We start from the raw sequence: 21,621 nt of genomic DNA, 5'->3' as shown, positions 1-21,621 counted from the left end.
CCAGGTGAGGGCTTTCTCCTCTTGGGGATTGTCTCATTGCGGAGACACCTCTCCCCAACCCTCTCCGGCAAGCGGGAGAGGGAGCGCACCTCCGTCGTTGCAGCGATCAAACCTCATTTCATCAAGCGCTCGCGCATTACTTCGACCGCTGTATCGCCGGCTTCTCGCTCTTCCGTCTTGCCGCCGAGAGATTATGCGCGGTGTTGATCAGCGCAATGTGGGTCAGCGCCTGCGGGAAATTGCCGGTCTGCCGGCGGGCCACGGAATCGTATTCCTCCGCCAGCAGCCCGACATCGTTCGTAATGCCCACGACGCGATCGAGCAAGGCTTGCGCCTTGTCGAGATCGCCCGACAGCACATAGGCATCGGCGAGCCAGAGGCTGCAGGCCAGGAACGCGCCTTCGAGCGGTGGCTGCCTCGCTGGCAGCTCGCGCGGATCGTGCCGAAGCACGAAGCCGTCGCACATCAGGCATTTCTCGACGGAAGCGATGGTGCCTCGGATGCGCGGATCCGATGGCGGCAGGAAGCCGACGGCCGGCAGCAGCAGCACGCTGGCATCGAGCAGTTTCGAGCCGTAGGATTCGACGAAGGCGTTTTCCTCTGCATCGAAGCCGTTGTTGCAGACGTCGCGATGGATCGCCTCGCGCAGAGTGCGCCAATGCAGCAGCGGCGCCTTGAAGCCGAAGGTCTCGGCACTCTTGATGCCCCGATCGAAGGCGACCCAGGTCATCACCTTGGAGAAGACATAATGCTTGGGCTGTCCGCGCCGCTCCCAGATACCGTGATCGGGCCGGTCCCAGACTTCGGCGAGATGATTGAGCACGGCGCATTCCAGCGCCCAGGTCTGATCGTCGAGCTTGAGCTTGGCCATGCGCGACTGGTGGAAGGCATCGATCAACTCGCCGTACACGTCGAGCTGGAGCTGCGCGTGCGCGGCGTTGCCGACGCGCACGGGCTGCGCGCCCTCGTAGCCGCCGAGCCAGCCCGCCTCCCATTCGAGCAGCCGCCGCTGGCCCCAGATGCCATACATGATCTGCATGTTCGCCGGCGATCCGGCGGCGGCGCGCAGCAGCCAATTGTGCCAGGCCAAGGCTTCCTCGGTGTAGCCCGAGTTCATCAGCGCCAGCAGCGTGAACGTCGCGTCGCGCAGCCAGCAGAAGCGGTAGTCCCAGTTCCTGCTTCCCCCGAGCTTTTCCGGCAGTGACGTCGTCGGTGCCGCGACGATGCCGCCGGTCGGCGCGAAGGTCAGCGCCTTCAGCGTGATCAGTGAACGAATAATCAGATCCTGATAGGCACCGTCGCGGGCGCAGTGCCCGCACCATTCCTGCCAGAATTTTTCGGTTTCCGCGAGCGCGAGCTCCGGGTCGATCGGCCCGGGTGGCGGCAGATGCGAGGGACCATAGGTCAATACGAAGGGGATGGTCGCTCCGGCCGTCACTTCGAAGTCGGAAACCGTGGTCAGATTCTCGCCGCGGGGCTCGACCGGCGTGCGCAGCACGATCATGTCCTGTCCGGCAATTGCCATCAGGGAATGGTCGATCCGCCGCACCCAGGGTATGTCCACGCCGAAGCCGAAGCGGATGACGAGCTCCATCCGCATCTTCACGGTACCGCTGACGCCTCGGACGAGCCGCACGATGTCCGAGGCCTTGCCACGCGGCGGCATGAAGTCGATCAGCGCGACGGTGCCGCTACTCGTCTCAAAACGCGTTTCGAGGACGAGGGTATTGCCGAGATAGCGCCGCGAGATGCGGGTCGCTTGCTCACTCGGCGCGATCAGCCAGCGCCCGTTCTTGTGCGTGCCGAGGATGGCGGCAAAGCAGGCGTCGGAATCGAACGCAGGCCAGCACAGCCAGTCGATCGAGCCGTTGCGCCCGACCAGCGCCGCGGTCTCGCAATCGCCGATCAGCGCATAGTCTTCGATCCTCTGAGCCAATGTGGTGCGAGCCTTGGAATACCGGCTGTCAACTCCCGCCGGGCAAAGAACGTTCCCGCGTCGCGGCCTTCAAAGCCGCGAGATCGATCTTGGACGCGATCTTGTCGAGCGCAACAGGAAGGCGCTGTCGCCAGTTCGGATGCTCGTCGATCGTGCCGGGAATGTTGGGCTGGTCGATCACGCCGAGCAAGTCCTCCATGGACACCGCGAGCAGGCGCGAGGGCGTGCGCGACAGGAAGGCGAGCACCGAATAGAGGTCGTTGGCGCCGATGCCGTTCTGCCGCAGGACCTCGTCGAGCCTGCCGAGCGCATCCCAGCGCGCCTGGTCGTTCTCGCCGGGATCGAGCCCGAGCGAGCGCTTCATCTTGAGATCGCTGAAGGAGCGCCAGCCGGCATAGGTGCACAGGTCGTGCGTGTTCAGCGTCACCAGCGCGTTGGGCCGGTAGTGGTCGACATTGCGGAAATGGCCGGCATCGTCGCGCTCGAACATCATGACGAGGTAGGACCAGATGCCGAAATCCTGCATCGTCTCGCGGAAACCTTCAGGCACGGTGCCGAGGTCCTCGCCGATCACGATGCATTTGTGGACCGCGCTCTCACTTGCCACGGCCGCCAGCAGCGCCTCGAACGGCATCTGCACATAGGCGCCGTTGTCGGGCTTGAAGCCGCGCGGCACCAGATAAAGCCGCTTCAGACCTAGCACATGATCGAGCCTGATGGCACCGGCATGGCGCATCGACGCTGCGAGCATGTCGGCGAACGGCACGAAGGACTGCGCCTCGAGCCCACCGGCGTTGAAGCCGGCGAGACCCCAGTCCTGGCCGATGGTGTTGAGCACGTCGGGCGGCGCGCCGACGGCGAGATGGCGGGAAATCGCCGTCTGCTCGTTCCAGGCATCGAAGCCGTTGGACTGCACGCCGACGGCGACGTCGAGATAGAGCCCGACCCGCATGCCGAGCTGGCTGGCGAGCTCCTTGGCGGCATGCAGCTGGCTATCCGCGGTCCATTGCACGAATTCGACGAACTCGATGTCGCGCTTGCCCGGGCCATTGCGCAGCTCGGTGCATTTGGCCTCGTCCGGCTGTTGCCATTCGGATGGCCATTGCCACCAGGGCGCGGTGAAGCGATGCCGCAGCACCTCGAAACATGCAAAGCGGGACAACAGCGGCGCGCGAGCGGCGCGGAACGCGTCAAACGCCTTGCGGCGCGCCTGGCTCGCGCTCGTCACGAAGCTGTCAAAGGCGGCGCGCAGACCCAGCCATTTCAACGCCGCCATGTCAGCATAGGGGACGCGATCACCTGCGCGCAGACGGGCGGCCGTTGCGGCGGCGTCGGGCACGAGGTCTGCCGAGAATTCGGGAATCGCCTCGACGTCGATATAGAGCGGGTTGAGGAAGAGCCGGCTGTTCGGCGAATAGGGGCTGCAATCGGCCGGGTGGTCGTCGAACAGGACATGCAGCGGATTGAGTCCGACGCCGTCGGCCCCGAGCTGCTTGGCAAGCCGGACCAGACCGGCGAGGTCGGTGAAGTCTCCGATGCCCCAATTGCGGTCCGAACGGACGCTGTAGAGCTGCACGGCAAGCAGCCAGCCGCGATCGAAATCGCCGCCGAAGGCGCGCTCCGGCGCCACGATCATCGGCACCTCTTCGGTCACACCCCCGGCATCTGTCAGCGTCAGGCGGTGATAGCCGAGTGGCAGGCCGGCGGGCCAGGCAATGACAGGCTCGCGCGTCTCGCCCCGGGCGATCACATTGCCGTTGCCGAAGATTTTCCATTGGAGCGGTGGCGCGCCGATAGAAGCCAATTCCGTGCGCGGATGTCCCAGCGCACGCACCACGACCGGCCCGCTGGCGAAGCGGTAAATCCGCTTCTCCGGCAGTGCCTCGAGGATGGATTTGAGCGCCTCGGGCGCGGTGACCCGCAGCTTGCCGAGGGCGTCGATGAATTCGGATTGAACGCCCTTGATCCGGGCTTGAGCTAAAAGATCCATTCGGCACGCAGCTTGCAGGCCATTGTTTGGCCAGGGGCATCGATTTTAACGAGGGCGCGGAAGAGGTTAGTCAATGGTAACTCGCGAACTGCGCTTGCCGTTCCCAGGGGAACCAATGACACACAAGCGGCTTTCTATCATGGTACCAAGCGTGGGTTCCCGACAAGGGAAACGGGCTCCTGCTTTCTTGTCAATGGCATCACCGTGAACAAGACAATTCAAACTGTCGAAAGTGCCGCAGTCGGCAGCGCTTTCCTGATCGAGGACGTCTATCCCTTGATCGACGGCGGTCGCTTCGCCGTGAAGCGGATCGCGGGCGAACCGGTCGAGATCTGGGCCGACATCTACCGCGACGGCGACGCCGTGATCGCGGCCGCGCTGATCTGGCGAGGAGAGCAGGACCGCGAATGGCGCAGCGAGCCGATGACCCATCACGGCAATGACCGCTGGTGCGGCGCGTTCACGCCCGTTGAGCCCGGCCAATATGTCTACGCGATCGAAGCCTGGACCGACGAGTTCGCCACCTGGTCGCACGCGGTCGCGCGCAAGCGGCGCACCGGGGCCGATGTCAGCCTCGATGCGATCGAGGGCGCCGGCCTTTTGACCAAGGCGCATGGCGCGCGGCAGGACGCAGCAGCGGTCATCATCAGGCAGTGCGAGGACTATCTGAGGAACGGCGACGTCGCCTCGCTGCTCGCAGCCGAGCTAGGCACAGCCATGGCCGAGAGCCAGTCGCGGCCCGACCTTACCCGCTCGCCACTCTTCCCGCTGAGCATAGACCGCGACAAGGCGCGCTTTAGCGCCTGGTATCAGATGATGCCGCGCAGCCAGAGCGCATTACCAGGCCGGCATGGCACGCTGCGCGACTGCATCGCGCGCGTGCCTGACATCGCTGCCATGGGCTTTGACGTGCTCTACTTCACGCCGATCCACCCGATCGGTCACACAAGCCGCAAGGGCCGCAACGACGCGCCGGTGGCAAATGAGGGCGAGCCCGGCTCGCCCTATGCGATCGGCTCGGCTGAGGGCGGCCACGATGCGCTGCATCCCGAGCTCGGCACAATCGAGGACTTTCGCGCGCTGGTCGCCACATGTCTTGAGTACGGGCTCGAACTCGCGCTGGATTTCGCGGTACAGTGCTCACCGGACCATCCCTGGCTGACGCAGCATCCGGAATGGTTCAAATGGCGGCCGGACCGCTCGGTACGGACGGCGGACGGCCCTTATTCCGACATCGTCATCCCCGATTTCGCCTCGGTGGATCGCGCCGGCCTGTGGAATGCGTTTCGCGATGCCATGCTGTTCTGGATCGACCATGGTGTCACCATCTTCGCGATCGACAATCACGATACCGCGCCGCTTCCGTTCTGGGAGTGGCTGATCCGCGACATCCGCCGCCAGCATCCGGAGGTGATCCTGTTCTCCAAGACCTATGCACGGCCGAAGCTGATGAAAGGCCTCGCCAAGCTCGGCTTTGCGCAGTCGTTCACCTATTTCCCCTGGCGCACGGAAAGGTGGGAGCTGGAGCAATATCTCGGCGAGCTGACGCGCTATCCCGAGCGCGATTTCTATCGTCCGAACCTGTTCGTCAACACGGCCGACCTGCTGCCCTATCATCTCCAGAGCGGAGAGGCCTGGGCATTCAAGTCGCGCATCGCGCTGGCGGCGACGCTCTCGGGCAATTACGGCATCTTTGGCGGATTCGAGCTCCTCGAGCATGACGCAATTCCAGGCCGCGAAGAATATCTGGATTCCGAAAAGTATCAGATCAAGCAGCGCGACTGGGACAAGCCCGGCAACATCAAGACCTACATCGCCGCACTCAATCGCATCCGCACCGAGAACGCGGCGCTCCGGCAGACTGTCAATTTGCGCTTTCTCGGCGTCGAGGATGGCGAAACCATTGCCTTCGTGAAGCAGACGGACGAGCCCGCCAATGCCGTCATCATCGTGATCGCGCTGTCGCGCCACGTGCGCGAATTCTGGCTGCCGCTCGGCGACGTCACCATTGACGGCGGCGGGCAGCGACACCATGTGACGACACTCGAGAATCTCCTCACCGGAGAACGGTCCCGCATCGAATGGGGCGGAATCAGATTGCGTATCGATCCAGAGCGCGATCCGGCGCTTCTGTTCCGCGGCCTGGCGTAAGGGTTCACGCCATGAATGTCCTGTCTTCCGTCGATGCCAAAAAAGCCGAGGCTGCCGAGGTCGTGGATGAGCTCTGGTACAAGGACGCCATTATCTACCAGCTCCACGTCAAGGCCTTTGCCGACAGCAACAATGACGGCATCGGCGACTTCGCCGGGCTGACCGAGAAGCTGCCCTATCTCCAGGAGCTCGGCGTCACCGCGCTGTGGCTGCTGCCGTTCTATCCCTCGCCCGGCCGCGACGATGGCTACGACATCGCCGACTACGGTTCGGTCAACCCCGATTTCGGGACGATGAAGGATTTCAAGCGCTTCATCCAGGAGGCGCAGAAGCGCGGCCTGCGCGTCATCACCGAGCTCGTCGTCAACCACACGTCGGACCAGCACAAATGGTTCAAGCGTGCGCGGCGCAGCCATCCTGGCTCCAGCGCGCGCAACTGGTACGTCTGGAGCGACACCGACCAGAAGTACCAGGGCACCCGCATCATCTTCACCGACACCGAGAAGTCGAACTGGACCTGGGATCCCGAGGCCGGCGCGTTCTACTGGCACCGCTTCTTCTCGCACCAGCCCGACCTGAATTTCGACAATCCGCGCGTGGTGAGCGCCATCATCCAGGTGATGAAGCGCTGGCTGGATGCCGGCGTCGACGGCTTCCGGCTCGACGCCATTCCCTATCTCTGCGAGCGCGAGGGCACCTCGAACGAGAACCTGCCGGAGACGCATGCGGTCATCAAGCGCCTGCGCCAGGAGCTCGACGCGTATTCGAAGGGCAAGCTGCTGCTGGCCGAGGCCAATCAATGGCCGGAGGACGTGCAGGAATATTTCGGCCGCGGCGACGAGTGCCACATGGCCTACCATTTTCCGCTGATGCCGCGCATCTACATGGCGATCGCTCAGGAGGATCGCTTCCCGATCACCGACATCCTGCGCCAGACGCCGGACATCCCGGCGAGCTGCCAATGGGCGCTGTTCCTGCGTAACCACGACGAGCTCACGCTGGAGATGGTCACCGACGTCGAGCGCGACTATCTCTGGACCACTTACGCCAACGATCCCCGCGCCCGCATCAATGTCGGGATCCGCCGGCGCCTTGCGCCGCTGATGGACAACGACCGCCGCAAGATCGAGCTGATGAACTCGCTGCTGCTGTCGTTCCCCGGCACGCCGATCATCTATTACGGCGACGAAATCGGGATGGGCGATAACATCTATCTCGGCGATCGCAACGGCGTCCGCACGCCGATGCAATGGAGCCCCGACCGCAATGGCGGTTTCTCGCGCTGCGACCCGGCCCGTCTCTACGCGCCGCTGATCATGGATCCGGTCTACGGCTATGAATCCGTGAACGTGGAGGCGCAATCGCGCAGCCTGTCCTCGCTGCTCAGTGCCACCAAGCGGCTGATCTCGGTGCGCAAGTCGACGCTCGCCTTCGGCCGCGGCACCATGACCTTCATCCGCCCGGCCAACCGCGCCGTGCTCGCCTATGTCCGGCAGTACCGTGACGAGGTGATCCTCTGCGTCGCCAATCTCTCGCGTGCCGCGCAGGCGACCGAGCTCGACCTGTCGCCCTGGAAGGACCGTCTCCCGCAGGAGATGCTCGGCCGCACCCGCTTCCCCGCGATCGGCGAGCTGCCTTACATGATCACGCTGGGGCCCTATGGCTTCTACTGGTTCCAGCTTCTGGAGCGCGACAAGTCCGAGCCGGTGAAGCCGCGCGCGGTGCCGGAATTCGAGACGCTGGTGGTGCCGGTGAACTCGAATTGGGTGTCGCTTGCCCGCGAGCGCGGCGTGTTCGAGCGCGACGTGCTGCCGGGATTTTTGTCACGGACGCGGTGGTTCCCCGAGCACAATCCCAAGCAGATCAAGACCGCGCTGACCTCGGCGGTACCGTTCTGCGACATCGGCGACAATCGCCCCTGGATCGCGTTCTTCGAGACCAAGCAGGGAGACGCCACCACCCGCTACGTAATGCCGCTACAAATCGAGTGGGTGCGTTTCGACCGCGAGCGCTTCAACCCGAAAGCGCTGGCCGCCGTGCGCCAGGGCGCGCGCGAAGGCACGCTGCTCGATGTCGCGACCGAGCAGATCTTCATCGGCCTGTTCCTGCGCAATCTGTCGCAGAATCTCGTGGTGGAAGAGAACAATCTGCGGCTGGAGTTCAAGCCCACCAGCCGCTTCGCCGACTACACCATCAAGGAGCCCGGGCGCATCCGCGCGATCGAGCAGTCGAACAGCACCGCGCTGGTCGACAACCAGTACGTCGCCAAGATCTATCGTCGGCTCGAAAGCGGCATCAGCCCCGAGCTCGAGATCGGCCACTATCTCACCGAGGTCGCGCGCTTCGCCAACACACCGGCGCTGCTCGGCAGCGTCGAGCTGGTCGACGGTGACCAGCGCAGCGCGCTCGGCGTGCTGCATGCCTTTGTCGAGAACCAGGGCGACGGTTGGACTGTGACCACGGGCTATCTTGATCGTTATATCGACGAGCAGCGCGTGGCGCCGGCCGATAAGATGCCACGCGAAACCCAGGAGCAGGCGCCGTATCTACATTTCATCGCGCAGATCGGCCGGCGGCTCGCCGAGCTGCATGTCGCACTCGCCGCGGCAAAACCGGACGAGCTCGCTCCTGAGCCGATCGATTCCGCATACATCGCGCGCCTCGTATCCGACCTCAAGGCTCGCGCCGAGCAGGTTTTCCAACGGCTGGCCGACAGCCGCCACGGCCTGCCGGAGGCGGAACGGCCGCTGATCGATCAGCTTACGGAGACGCGTGCGAGCCTGTCCGACCGGCTGAATGCGCTATTGCCTTCCGGGACCTGTGGGTTGAACATCCGTCATCATGGCGACTTCCGCCTCGGGCAAACTCTGATCGTGAAGGACGACATCTTCATCATCGATTTCGACGGCGATCCGCGTGTGCCACTGGTCGACAAGCGGCGCAAGGCTCCGGCCGCCCGCGACGTCGCGGGCCTGATCCACTCGATTGATGGTTCGGTTAGCGCGGCCCTCAGTCGTGCGCTCACGGGCGCCTCCGACGAACAGGGCCGGCTCGCGGCCGCGCTCGAGGAATGGCGCGAGCGCGCCACTGCGACCTTCCTGTCCGCCTACCGCGAAGCCATGACCGATCGGAGGCTGTGGCCGGAAGATCGGCAATCCACGGAAGGCCTGTTAAGGTTTTTCCTGCTTGATCAAGCATTCGATGAAGTAGAGTACGAGCTGTCCCACCGGCCTGAAGGGCTCCATGCGCCGCTGACCGGACTGCTTCGCATTCTGTCCAGTGCCGAGAGCGAAGCCCATGCCTAAACTGCCTGCCGAGGCCTATGCGATCATTGAGGGCCGCCACTCCGATCCCTTCCACTATCTCGGGCTGCATCCCGAGGGCGGCAAAAGCGTGGTGCGCGCGTTTGTGCCCGAGGCCACCAACGTCGAGGCGGTCGGCGAGCATGGCGAGGTCGCTCCGCTCGACCGCGTACACGATTCCGGCCTGTTCATCGGCGCCCTGCCCAATGGCTCGAAGAACTACCAACTGCGCGCAACCTTCGGCAACAGCGTCGTCGAGTTCGAGGATGCCTACCGCTTTCCGCCGATCCTGACCGATTTCGATCTCTACCTGCTCGGCGAAGGCACCCACCAGCGCCTCTATGACAAGCTCGGCGCGCATCCGATGCGGCTCGAGGGCATCGACGGCATCGGCTTCGTGGTGCTGGCGCCAAATGCACGGCGCGTATCGGTGGTCGGTGACTTCAACTTCTGGGATGGACGGCGTCACCCGATGCGGGTGCGCGGCAGCGGCTATTGGGAATTATTCATTCCGCATGCGAAGGCCGGCGATCACTACAAGTTCGAAATCATCGGCCCGCACGGCCATCTGCTGCCGCTGAAATCCGATCCGCTGGCATTTGCCAGCGAGCTGCGGCCGAAGACGGCTTCGATCGTGTTCGACGAGGCGCGTCTGCCGCGGCCGCGGCCGGCGCCAGACGGCATCAATGCCCTGTCGGCGCCGATGTCGATCTATGAGGTCCATCTCGGCTCGTGGCGGCGCAAGGGCAACAATGAATGGCTGACCTATCGCGAGCTGGCCGAGCAGCTGCCGGCCTACGCCCGCGACATGGGATTCACCCATCTCGAATTCTTGCCCGTGAGCGAGCATCCGTTCGACGGCTCCTGGGGCTACCAGCCGACCGGCCTCTACGCGCCAACCAGCCGCTTCGGCACACCCGACGATTTTGCGGCACTGGTCGATGCCTGCCACCGCGAAGGCCTCGGCGTGCTGCTGGACTGGGTGCCGGGTCATTTCCCTGACGATCCGCACGGGCTCGGCCATTTCGACGGCACCTCGCTCTACGAGCACGCCAATCCGCTGCAGGGGCGCCACCTCGACTGGGGCACGCTGATCTACAATTACGGCCGCACCGAAGTGACGAACTTCCTGGTGTCGAATGCGCTGTTCTGGATGGAGCGTTACGCGATCGACGGCCTGCGCGTCGACGCGGTGGCGTCCATGCTCTATCTCGACTACAGCCGGCCGCCCGACGCGTGGATTCCGAACCAGTATGGCGGGCGGGAGAACATCGAAGCGATCAACTTCCTGCGCCGTTTCAACACGGAAGTGTTCGCGCGCTTCCCGCAGGCGACCACGGCGGCCGAGGAGTCCACTGCCTGGCCTCAGGTCTCACGCCCGGTCGAATTCGGCGGGCTCGGCTTCGGCTACAAATGGAACATGGGCTGGATGCACGACACGCTGAGCTACATCAGCAAGGATCCGATCTACCGCAAGCACCACCACGGCGAGATCCTGTTCGGCCTGCACTACGCGTTCTCGGAGAACTTCATCCTGCCGCTGTCGCATGACGAGGTCGTGCACGGCAAACGTTCGATCCTCGGCCGCATGCCCGGCGACGAGTGGCAGCGCTTCGCCAATTTGCGCGCCTATTACAGCTTCATGTTCGGCCATCCCGGCAAGAAGCTGCTGTTCATGGGCGGGGAATTCGCGCAGAGCAGCGAATGGAATCACGACCAGTCGCTCGACTGGCACCTGCTCGAATACAAGGTCCATTCCGGCGTCCAGGCGCTGATCCGTGATCTCAACCGGCTCTATCGCGCGGTGCCGGCGCTACATCAGATGGATTGCGACCAGGCCGGCTTCGAATGGCTGATCACCGATGATGCCAACCGCAACGTGTTCGCCTGGTTGCGCAAGGGATTCGACGAGAACGCACGGTGTCTCGTCATCGTCAACTTCTCGCCGAACGTTTACCAGAACTATCGCGTTCGCGTTCCCTTCGGCGGCAAGTGGAAGGAAGTGCTGAACTCGGACTCCGCCCACTATGGCGGCAGCAACGTCGGCAACATCGGCGAAGTTCATGCCGAGCGCGGCGAGCTCCGCCTCACCATTCCGCCGCTCGCGGCGATCTTCCTCGTTCCGGAAAGCTGATCGATGCGCCTGACCGCCGGATCGCCCGCACGGCTCGGCGCAAGCTGGGACGGACGCGGCACCAATTTCGCGCTGTTCTCCGCCAACGCGCAGAAGGTCGAGCTCTGCCTGTTCGACGCGCAAGGCCGCCGCGAGCTCGAGCGTATCGAGCTGCCTGAGAAGACCGAGGATGTCTGGCACGGCTATCTCAATGACGTCTCGCCCGGCCAGCTCTACGGCTATCGCGTGCACGGCCCCTACGAGCCCGAGCACGGCCATCGCTTTAACGCCAACAAGCTGCTGCTCGACCCCTATGCCAAGCGGCTCGCCGGGCGGCTGGTCTGGAGCGATGCGCATTTTGCCTATCGCACCGGCTCACCGCGCGAAGACCTGTCCTTTGACCGGCGCGACAATGCGCGCGGCATGCCGAAGGCCGTCGTGGTCGACGAGACCTTCAACTGGGGCCGCCGCGAGATCCGTCCCAACATCTCCTGGGAGGACACCATCATCTACGAGGCCCACGTCAAGGGTCTGACCCAGAAGCGCGACGACGTGCCGCCGAATTTGCGCGGCACCTATGGCGGCCTGTCCTCGCCGGCGATGATCGAGCACCTGAAGAGGCTCGGCGTCACCACGGTCGAGCTGTTGCCGATCCACAGCTTCGTCGACGACCGCATCCTGGTCGAAAAGAAGCTCGCCAATTACTGGGGCTACAACACGCTGTCCTTCTTCGCGCCCGAGCCGCGCTACGCCCAGGACAATGCGCTCGATTCCTTCCGCACCACGATAGCGCGGCTGCACGATGCCGGCATCGAGGTGATGCTCGACGTCGTCTACAACCATACCGCCGAGGGCAACCATCTCGGGCCGACGCTGTGCTATCGCGGTATCGACAACGCCTCCTATTACTGGCTGAACCGCGAGAACCCGCGCTATTACGACGACTTCACCGGCTGCGGCTCGTCGGTGAACCTCACCCACCCGCGTGTGCTGCAGATGGTGATGGATTCCCTGCGCTACTGGGTCGAGGTCTGCCACGTCGACGGCTTCCGTTTCGACCTCGCCACCACGCTGGCACGCGGGCCAAACGGCTTTGATCGCGGCAGCTCGTTCCTGACCGCGGTCCGGCAGGACCCGGTGCTCGCGGCCGTCAAGCTCGTCGCCGAGCCGTGGGACCTCGGCCTCGGCGGCTACCAGGTCGGCGCCTTCCCTTCGCAATGGTCGGAATGGAATGACCGCTATCGCAGCGCCATGCGCCGCTACTGGAGCGGCGAAGGCAGCCTGATCGGCGATATCTCCAGCCGTATGACTGCGTCGTCCGACCTGTTCAACCACGACGGACGGCGGCCGCGCGCCAGCATCAACCACATCACCGTCCACGACGGCTTCACGCTCGCCGACCTCTTCAGCTACAACGAGAAGCACAACGAGGCCAATGGCGAGGACAATCGCGACGGCTCCAACGACAATCACAGCAACAATTGCGGTGTCGAGGGGCCGACCGACGATCCCAACATCATCAGCCTGCGCCGGCAGTTGCGCAAGAACGTGCTGGCCTGCCTGATGCTGGCGCAGGGCGTTCCGCTGATCCTCGCCGGCGACGAGGTCGGCAACTCGCAATCCGGCAATAACAACGCCTATTGCCAGGACAACGAAGTCGGCTGGGTCGGCTGGGACAATCTCGGCAAGGAGGGCGACGACATGGTCGATTTCGTCGCCTATCTCGCCGATATCCGCCGCCGGTTCGCGCAGCTGCGCAGCCATCGCTGGCTTGATGGCCGGCCCAAAGATGGCGTCTCCTACGGTGCGCTGTGGCTAACGCCTGCCGGCGACGAGATGACGGAGAGCGACTGGAATTTTCCGGAAGGCAGATTCCTCTCCTATGTGATGGGCCCGATGGAACCGGGCGGGGCTGCGATCTTTATCGTCCTGAACGCCGCCCCCGAAGAGATCGCATTCAAATTGCCCAGAATGGCCGAATACAAGAGCTGGCAGCAGATCCTGAACACGACCGATGCCAAGCTGAATACGATCGACTTCCTGCCCGGGAGCGACAGCAAGGCGCCGCCGCGCTCCGTGCTCGCCTTCGCGGGTGCGCTATGAGGGCATCCTTCGGGGCGAGGCCAACGAAGGACGGCGTGTCGTTCCGGCTATGGGCGCCCGCCGCGCGCCGTGTCGACCTCTTGCTCGACCGCAGGCGCGCGATGCAGCGCCGGCAGGATGGCTGGTACGTCGCCGACATCGCCGGCCTCACCGCCGGCAGCCCCTACAAGTTCAGGATCGACGACGAGATCGACGTGCCGGATCCTGCTTCGGCTTTCCAGCCCGAGGACGTGTTCGGCCCGAGCGAGGTGATCGATCACGACGCCTTCGTGTGGCGCGCACGCGAATGGCGAGGCCGTCCGTGGGAAGAGACGGTGCTGATCGAGACCCATGTCGGCACCTTCACAGCCGAAGGCACCTACCGCGCCATGATCGACAAGCTCGATCATCTCACGGCGACCGGCATCACTGCGCTGGAATTGATGCCGCTGGCCGATTTCGCAGGACGCCGCGGCTGGGGCTATGACGGCGTGCTGTGGTATGCGCCCGACAGCACCTATGGCCGACCCGAAGACCTGAAGACGCTGATCGACGAGGCCCATCTGCGCGGGCTGATGGTGTTCCTCGACGTGGTCTACAATCATTTCGGCCCCGAAGGAAATTATCTCGGCCGCTATGCGCCGACCTTCTTCACCGATGCGCACACGCCATGGGGCAGCGCGATCGATTATCGCGTGCCGCAGGTGCGCGCGTTTGCGGTCGAGAACGCGCTGTCCTGGCTCAGCGACTACCGCTTCGACGGCCTCAGGCTCGATGCCGCCAACCACATCATGGCTGTCCCGGGCGAGCAGTCCATGCTGCAAGACCTTAGCGTCGCCGCCGGCGAGCTCGCCAAGGCCACGGGACGCCACATCCATCTCGTGCTGGAGAACGGCGACAACCGCGCCAGCCTGCTCGACGCTGCGCAGGACCCGCCGAACGGCAAATATCGCGGACAGTGGAACGACGATTATCATCACGTCTGGCACGTGATGCTGACGGGCGAGCATGCCGGCTACTATGGCGATTACCAGACGCCGCGCATGGATCTTGCGCGCGCGCTGGCCTCCGGCTTCGTCTACCAGGGCGAGATCTCAGAGTTCTGGGGCAAGAAGCCGCGCGGCGAGCCGAGCGGCACGCTGCCGCCGGCGACGTTCGTCAATTTCCTGCAGAACCACGACCAGATCGGCAACCGTCCGCTTGGCGAGCGGCTGGAAAGCCTGGCATCGCCGAAACAGATCGAGGCCGCGCTCGCGGTCACCCTGCTCGCGCCGATGGTGCCGATGCTGTTTCAGGGTGAGGAATGGGGCTCCACGGTCCCCTTCCCGTTCTTCTGCGATTTCCAGGGCGGACTGGCCGATGCCGTGCGCAAGGGGCGCCATCAGGAATATGCCTGGGCTTACGAAAAATACGGCGACGAGGTGCCCGATCCGCTCGATCCGGCAACGCTGCAATCGGCCGTGCTCGACTGGACCGGCCGCACGCCGCAGCAGGCCGAGCGGCTTGCGCTGGTGAAGGACCTGCTCGCGCTCCGTCATAAGGAGATCATGCCGCGGCTGAAGGGCGCGAGCTTCGGTGACGCCGAGGCGGCCGACAACGGCCTGCTCACCGCGCATTGGCGCATGGGCGACGGCACGACGTTGCGCCTCGTCGCCAATCTCTCGGACCACGAGATCACCTCCACCGTCAGTACGGGCGCGCCGATCTGGGGCGGCGCGGCCGGCGATCGGCTTCCGCCCTGGTCGGTAGTCTGGCGTCTCGGAGGTTGACATGCCTCCCGCCATTCCGCTCGCGACCTACCGGCTTCAGCTCACGGCGGATTTCGACTTCGACAAGGCTGCCGCGGTCGTGCCTTACCTGAAAGCGTTGGGGATCACGCATCTCTACGCCTCGCCGGTGATGAAGGCGCGAAAGGGCTCGACCCATGGCTACGACACGGTCGATCACAGCCAGTTCAATCCGGAGCTGGGCGGCGAGGCCGGCTTTGCGCGGCTGAGCGAGGTGCTTCAGCAGCACGATCTCGGGCTGATCATCGATTTCGTGCCCAACCATGTCGGCGTGCACTTTGCCGACAATCCCTGGTGGCTCGACGTGCTCGAATGGGGCCAGGCCTCGCCGCACGCGGCCTCATTCGACATCGACTGGGAGCAACTGGCCTACCGCGCCCGCGGCGGCGTGCTGCTGCCGATCCTCGGCACATCCTACGGCGAGGCGCTGGAGCGCGGCGACATCGAGCTGCGCTACGATCCGGACGAGGGAAGTCTCTCCGCCTGGTATTTCGAGCATCGCCTACCCGTCGCCCCGGAGCGTTATGGCGAGCTGCTGCGGGTGGTCGTCAAGGAGGCGGACGCGGCGGAGACGGAGCCGGGCAAGCGCCTGCTCGCGCTCGCGGCGCGCTACACCGGACTGCGCCGCCCCAATCGCAAGGAAGCTCCCACCTTCAAGACCGAACTCAAGGAGATCGCAGGCGCCGCCGACATCATTACTGGCGGCCTTGCCGCCTATCGCGCCGGCAAGGACCGCCCGGCACAGACGCTGACGCTGCATCATCTCCTGGAGCGCCAGCACTATAAGCTCGGGCACTGGCGGCTTGCCTCCAGCGACATCAACTATCGTCGCTTCTTCGACATCAATGGCCTCGCCGGCCTTCGCGTCGAGGACGCGAGCACATTTGCCGCCACGCATAGGCTGGTGAAGCAACTCATCGCCGAGGACAAATTACAGGGGATCCGGCTCGATCACATCGATGGCCTGCGTGACCCCGCACAATATTGCCAGCGGCTGCGCCGGCTGGTGCGCGACGCCCAAGGTAACGCAAAGCCGTTCTATACGGTGATCGAGAAGATCCTGTGCGAGCACGAGCGTCTGCCGCATTTCGCGGGCATCCAGGGCACCACCGGCTACGAGTGGATGAACGTCATTACCCATGTGCTGGTCGATCCCAAAGGCCTGGAAGCGCTCGACGAGACCTGGCGGCAGATCAGCAACCGGCCGCCGCGGCTTGCGCCCTACGTCAAGGAGGCGAAGCGTCGGGTGCTGGAGACCTTGCTCACCAGCGAGTTCACCGTGCTGACGCGCCTGCTCGCGCGCATCGCCAACGGGCATTATTCGACACGCGACTTCTCAGCCGACAGCCTACGACAGGCGCTCGAGCTTTATGTGCTGCATTTCCCGGTCTATCGCACCTACCTGACGCACAGCGGCCCTACCGCGCACGACCGCAAGCTGATCGAGGACACCATCGCACACGCCCGCCGGGAGTGGTTTGCCGCCGACGACGGCATTTTCGACTTCCTGCGCGATGCCTTGACCATGGACCTGCTCAAGCCCGGCCGTCCCCGGCACAGCGCCCCGCGCGTGCGCCGCTTCGCGCTGAAGGTGCAGCAGTTCACCGGGCCGATGATGGCGAAGTCGCTGGAGGACACGGCGTTCTATCAATTCCACCGGCTGCTTGCGCTGAACGAGGTCGGCGGCGATCCCGCGAGCACCGGCCTCACCATTCCCGCCTTCCACCAGGCCATGCAGGCGCGCGCCAGGGAGTGGCCGCAAGGCATGACTGCGACGGCCACCCACGACACCAAGCGCGGTGAGGATGCCCGCACGCGCATTGCGGCGCTGAGCGAGATTCCCGGCGAATGGACCAGCGCGGTGGCGCGCTGGAAAGTGTTCAACGCGCCGCATCTCACACTGCACGGCAATTTCCGCGCACCGTCAGCGACGTTCGAGTACATGCTCTACCAGACCTTGCTCGGCGCCTGGCCGCTGCAAGAGTCGATCGATGCCGCCTTCGTCGAGCGCATCCAGGCCTATGCCCTCAAGGCCGCACGCGAGGGCAAGGAGGAGACGAGCTGGCTCAATCCGCATGAAGCGTATGAGAACGGCATCCGCGACTTCATCGGGAAGATCCTCGACCCCGCTCAATCCGGAGAATTCCTGGAGGCGTTGCAAACGCTGGCTCGCCGCGTCGCACTGCTCGGCACGTTGAACTCGCTGGGCCAGCTCACGCTCAAGGCGACGCTGCCGGGCGTGCCGGACTTCTACCAAGGCACCGAATTTTGGGACCTGTCGCTGGTCGATCCCGACAACCGCCGCCCCGTCGACTTCGCCGCGCGCCACGCGGCGCTGACATCATTGGAAGCGCCGGACTGGAACGGCCTGATCGAGAGCTGGCCGGACGGCCGGCTCAAGCTGGCCTGGACGCGGCATCTCCTCAAGGTGCGGAACGAGCTCGCCGACGTCTTCGCGCAAGGCGACTACCAGCCGCTGGAAGTACGGGGCGCACATGCCGACCATGTCATCGCCTTCGCCCGGCGCCACGGCCGCGCAGCCGCGATTGTCGTGGTCGGGCGTCAGTTCGCGCCGTTCACGCAAGCGGGCCGGGAATGGCCCGCAATGGAGGAGATTGACGCGACGATCGACATCACAGGCTATACCGTGCCCAGCCTTGCGGGGAACGATTTGCCGCTCGCACAGGCTTTCCGCGACTTTCCTGCTTCAGCCATCGCGGCCCGAACGGCGAACGCCATCAGGCCCTCGCGGCAACGCGTGCACGCCTGAAGTTACTTTCCCCCGTCTTTGGTCAACAGCAATTGGCCGCGCTTCCTGATCGTCGCCTGCGCCATCTCGGCAAAGCGCTGCAACAGCCAGGGCAGCACCACCTCGACCCGGACCTGATCGTCGGCCACGTCGATCTGACCGGTCGCGACCTGCCCCAGCGCACGGATGCGGAAGTTCATGCTGTCGCCGCTCCAGCGTTCCTCCTCGACCTGCATCACGGGAATGCTTGCTGCGGCGCGGCCAAGCCCGGCCTTGAGCCGGCGCACCGCCTCCTCGCGGCCGAGACGATGCGGAATTGAGACGACAAGCGGCGCTGACATGGTCCTAACCCTGCTGACTGATCCTCACCTACTCATGGCCGACGGAAAGGCAAAGGTTCCATGCGAGTTGATCCTGTGACCGCCCTTTCGTAGCCGGAACTATAAAACCTGCGGCAAGTTGCTCTCGCACGAGGGGACAGGTGCAAACGACCCTTTCATCAAAGGGCTGAGGAGATTCGCATGTCAATCGGCACGATCATTCTGATCATTCTGGTCATCGCCCTGCTGGGCGGCTTCAGCGGCATCGGCGGCGGTCCGTTCTATGGCACCGGCTATTATGGCGGCGGCGGCCTCGGACTTCTCATCATCATTCTGCTGATCCTGCTGCTGATGGGGCGGATCTAATCGGGGCGTCATTCCGGGGCGCGCACGCGCGAACCCGGAATCTCGCGCCACAAACCTCTGGATTCCGGGTCTGCGCTTCGCGCAACCCGGAATGACGTTTGGAAAGCACCTACCTCACCTTCGCCGCCAGCTTCTTCATCGCCGCTTTGATCGACGCGGCGGCATCGTCATAACCCTCCCATGCTTTCGATCTCGGCAGCAGGCCCGGCACGGTCCGCAGCGTATACTTCTTCGGATCGAGATCGCTCTTCACCTGCGTCCAGGTCAGCGGCATCGACACCGTGGCCCCGACGCGTGCCCGCGGCGAGAGCGGGGCAACCGCGGTCGACATGCGATCGTTGCGGAGATAATCCAGGAAGATCTTTCTCTTGCGCAGCTTCTTCGACATGTTGAGCAGATAGCGTTCGGGATCGTCATTGGCCATCCACTGGCAGACGCCTTGTGCAAATGCCTTGGCTTCCTTCCAGCTCACCTTGTCGCGGGCGCCGTGGAGCAGCGGCACCACCACGTGGAGGCCCTTGCCGCCCGTGGTCTTGCAGAAGCTGTCCATGCCGACATCGCTCAGCCGCTGCCGCATCTCCTTGGCCGCCTCGACGACGTCGGCGAAGTCCACGTCGGGCGCGGGATCGAGATCGAACACCAGCCGGCCCGGCGTGTCGTAGGCATAAGGCGCGCAGTTCCAGGGATGCAGCTCGACGCCGCCGATCTGCGCCACCGCGGCGAGCCCCTCGATCCGATCGATCTGAAGATACGGCTTGCGGTCGCCGGAGACTCGCGCGAGCTCCAGAAGGTTCGACTGCCCCTGCATGGCGTGGCGCTGGAAGAAGCATTCGCCCTTGATGCCGTCGGGAGCACGGATCAGCGAACACGGCCGGCCCTTGAGGTGCACGATCATCCATTCGCCGACGGCTTCGAGATAGCGGGCAAGATCCAATTTGGTGACGGGCTCGCCATTGCCGTCGTCGGGCCAGAGCTCCTTGTCCGGCTTGGAGATGACGACACCCATGACCTCGGCATTTTGAGCGGCCTGCTTCGATTGTCCGCCCGCCTTCGCGCGCGCCGGCTTCTTGGCCGAGGGTTCGGCGAGCTCGGTGTCGACCGGCGTCTCCGCCTCGACCTCCTCGGCCGGCTTATCCTGCCGCAATCCCTTGAATGCCGCCTGGCGGATATTGCCGTCGGCGGTAAAGCCGGCGAACTCGATCTCGGCGACGAGCTCCGGCTTCAGCCAGTGCATGTCGCGGGTCTTCTTCGGAGCGTTCTTGCCGCCGAAGGGGCTTTCCTTCGCCGCCATCGCCTTCAGTGCAGGCATGATGCGCTTGACCTTGTCCGCGCCAAAGCCGGTGCCGACCATGCCGACGAAGGCAAGATGATCGCCACGCTGCACGCCAGCCATGAGCGAGCGGAGTTTGCCGTTGGTGGTCTTGTAGCCGCCGATCACCACCTCGTGGCCGGCGCGACATTTCGACTTGACCCAGCTCTCGGTGCGGCCGGAACGATACGTGGCATCCAGCTTCTTCGACACCACGCCTTCGAGCTCGAGCTTGCAGGCAGATTTCAGCACGGCATCGCCGCCACTCTCGAAATGCTCGACATAGCGGATCTGGCTCGATTTCCGCTTGCGCGACTCCAGCAGCTCCCTCAGCCGGGCCTTGCGTTCGCCGAGCGGCAGACGGCGGTAATCCTGATGCTCCGCGAAAAGCAGGTCGAAGGCAAAGAAGATCAGCTCGTCGGTCTTGCCATCGGACAGCGCAGCTTGCAGCGAGGAAAAGTTCGGCGCGCCGTTGTGGTCGAGCGCGACGATCTCGCCGTCGATCATCACGTCCGGCAGCGCTGCCGCTTCCTTGGCAATGGAGGCGAACTTGCCGGTCCAGTCGAGACCCTTGCGTGTCTTCAGCGTCGCCTCGCCGTCCTCGACCCGGAGCTGCACCCGGTAGCCGTCGAACTTGATCTCATGGCACCAGCCCTCGCCGGCCGGCGGCCGCTCGACCAGCGTGCAGAGCTGCGGCGGAACGAAGTCCGGCATCTCCGCAACCTTCTTGGCGTTCGTCGCAGTCGTGGCGCTCTTCTTCGCCGCTTTGCCGCCTTTCAACGCCGTTCGCGGCGCCGGCTTCACCGTGCGCCCCTTCGTCTCCTCGGCACGGTTGGACTGCCAGACTGCATCGGCCTTGCCCTTGAGGCCCTTGGCCAGCATGAACGGCTTGGGCGCGCGGCCTTTGCCTTCGGCGATCTGCTCCATCGCGCGGCCGGAGGCGACGGACTTGTCCTGCTCGAGAATGTCGTTGTCCGCGCCTTCGCGGACATATTCGTCGCGATGCTTGATCAGGAGCCAGTTGGTGCGCTTCTCGCCGCCGCGGTTGCGCATGCGCACCAGGACCCAACTGCCATGCAGCTTGTCGCCGTGGAGCGTGAACTTGAGGTCACCCTTCTTGAAGCCGGCCTCCGGATCGTCCGATTCCCAATAGCCTCGATCCCACAGCATCACGGTGCCGCCGCCATATTGGCCTTCGGGAATCGTGCCCTCGAAATCACCATAGTCGAGCGGATGATCCTCGACCTCGACCGCGAGGCGCTTGTCGTGCGGATCGAGCGAGGGCCCTTTCGTCACCGCCCAGGACTTGAACACGCCGTCGAGTTCGAGCCGGAGATCGTAATGCAGGCGCGTCGCGTCGTGCTTCTGGATCACGAAGCGCCGTTGTTTCGAGGGGGCCACTGCGGTCTTGCCCGATGGCTCGGGCGTCTTCTCGAAGTCACGCTTCTGTCGGTAAGTGGAGAGTTTTTGCAGCACGACCGGTCCCGCTTCTCTTTCGGCGTTCAAGCCTATCACG

At 64.4% G+C, this 21,621-nt stretch carries 11 protein-coding genes; 7 read left to right on the top strand and 4 right to left on the bottom strand.

Translation table 11 applies throughout. The features are described 5' to 3' along the window. Positions 1-136: 136 nt before the first annotated feature. Together P6U29_RS11665 and malQ are read right to left on the bottom strand one after the other, a co-directional pair. The gene (locus P6U29_RS11665; protein ID WP_407117734.1) at positions 137-1,936 is read right to left on the bottom strand and encodes a glycoside hydrolase family 15 protein; all 1,800 of its coding nucleotides are present in this window, start codon (positions 1,934-1,936) and stop codon (positions 137-139) included. Positions 1,937-1,964: 28 nt separating this feature from the next. After that, a complete protein-coding gene (malQ, locus tag P6U29_RS11660) occupies positions 1,965-3,926 on the bottom strand; it encodes a 4-alpha-glucanotransferase (protein WP_407117733.1) in 1,962 nt (653 codons plus the stop codon). Positions 3,927-4,130: 204 nt separating this feature from the next. On the opposite strand from malQ, the gene P6U29_RS11655 reads away from it, so the two are divergent. The 6 genes from P6U29_RS11655 to treY are packed head-to-tail and all read left to right on the top strand — an operon-like array spanning position 4,131 to position 18,131. Further along, positions 4,131-6,077: a maltotransferase domain-containing protein gene (locus tag P6U29_RS11655; RefSeq protein ID WP_407117732.1), complete on the top strand. Its 1,947-nt coding sequence runs from the start codon at positions 4,131-4,133 to the stop codon at positions 6,075-6,077. Positions 6,078-6,088: 11 nt separating this feature from the next. Further along, complete coding sequence (gene treS, locus P6U29_RS11650) at positions 6,089-9,382, top strand: maltose alpha-D-glucosyltransferase (protein ID WP_407117731.1); 3,294 nt, start codon at positions 6,089-6,091, stop codon at positions 9,380-9,382. Then, entirely contained in the window at positions 9,375-11,513 is a 2,139-nt protein-coding gene (gene glgB, locus P6U29_RS11645; RefSeq protein ID WP_407117730.1) for a 1,4-alpha-glucan branching protein GlgB, read from the top strand. The genes treS and glgB overlap by 8 nt, the downstream gene beginning before the upstream one ends. Positions 11,514-11,516: 3 nt before the next feature. Beyond that, positions 11,517-13,595 carry a glycogen debranching protein GlgX gene (gene glgX, locus P6U29_RS11640; RefSeq protein ID WP_407117729.1) on the top strand — a complete coding sequence of 693 codons (2,079 nt, stop codon included), beginning with the start codon at positions 11,517-11,519 and terminating at the stop codon, positions 13,593-13,595. Further along, positions 13,592-15,343 carry a malto-oligosyltrehalose trehalohydrolase gene (treZ, locus tag P6U29_RS11635; RefSeq protein WP_407117728.1) on the top strand — a complete coding sequence of 584 codons (1,752 nt, stop codon included), beginning with the start codon at positions 13,592-13,594 and terminating at the stop codon, positions 15,341-15,343. The genes glgX and treZ overlap by 4 nt, the downstream gene beginning before the upstream one ends. Position 15,344: 1 nt before the next feature. Continuing rightward, a complete protein-coding gene (gene treY, locus P6U29_RS11630; protein ID WP_407117727.1) occupies positions 15,345-18,131 on the top strand; it encodes a malto-oligosyltrehalose synthase in 2,787 nt (928 codons plus the stop codon). Between the two features lie 2 nt (positions 18,132-18,133). On the opposite strand, the gene P6U29_RS11625 is transcribed toward treY, so the two are convergent. Then, positions 18,134-18,451, bottom strand: coding sequence for a polyhydroxyalkanoic acid system family protein (locus P6U29_RS11625; RefSeq protein WP_122401835.1), 318 nt, complete (start codon positions 18,449-18,451; stop codon positions 18,134-18,136). Positions 18,452-18,631: 180 nt separating this feature from the next. Between P6U29_RS11625 and P6U29_RS11620 the strand changes: the two genes are divergently transcribed. After that, positions 18,632-18,796: a DUF3309 family protein gene (locus P6U29_RS11620; protein WP_092237569.1), complete on the top strand. Its 165-nt coding sequence runs from the start codon at positions 18,632-18,634 to the stop codon at positions 18,794-18,796. Between the two features lie 109 nt (positions 18,797-18,905). Here the strand turns inward: P6U29_RS11620 and ligD are convergent, their stop codons facing one another. After that, positions 18,906-21,581 (bottom strand): DNA ligase D, encoded by a 2,676-nt coding sequence (gene ligD / locus P6U29_RS11615; protein WP_407119294.1) that lies wholly within the window; start codon positions 21,579-21,581, stop codon positions 18,906-18,908. Positions 21,582-21,621: the final 40 nt, after the last annotated feature.

The organism is Bradyrhizobium sp. LMG 9283, from assembly GCF_045571415.1.
Taxonomy (GTDB): domain Bacteria; phylum Pseudomonadota; class Alphaproteobacteria; order Rhizobiales; family Xanthobacteraceae; genus Bradyrhizobium.
The sequence above is the reverse complement of the archived record's forward strand: the minus strand, read 5'-3'. Positions and strand labels throughout refer to the sequence as shown.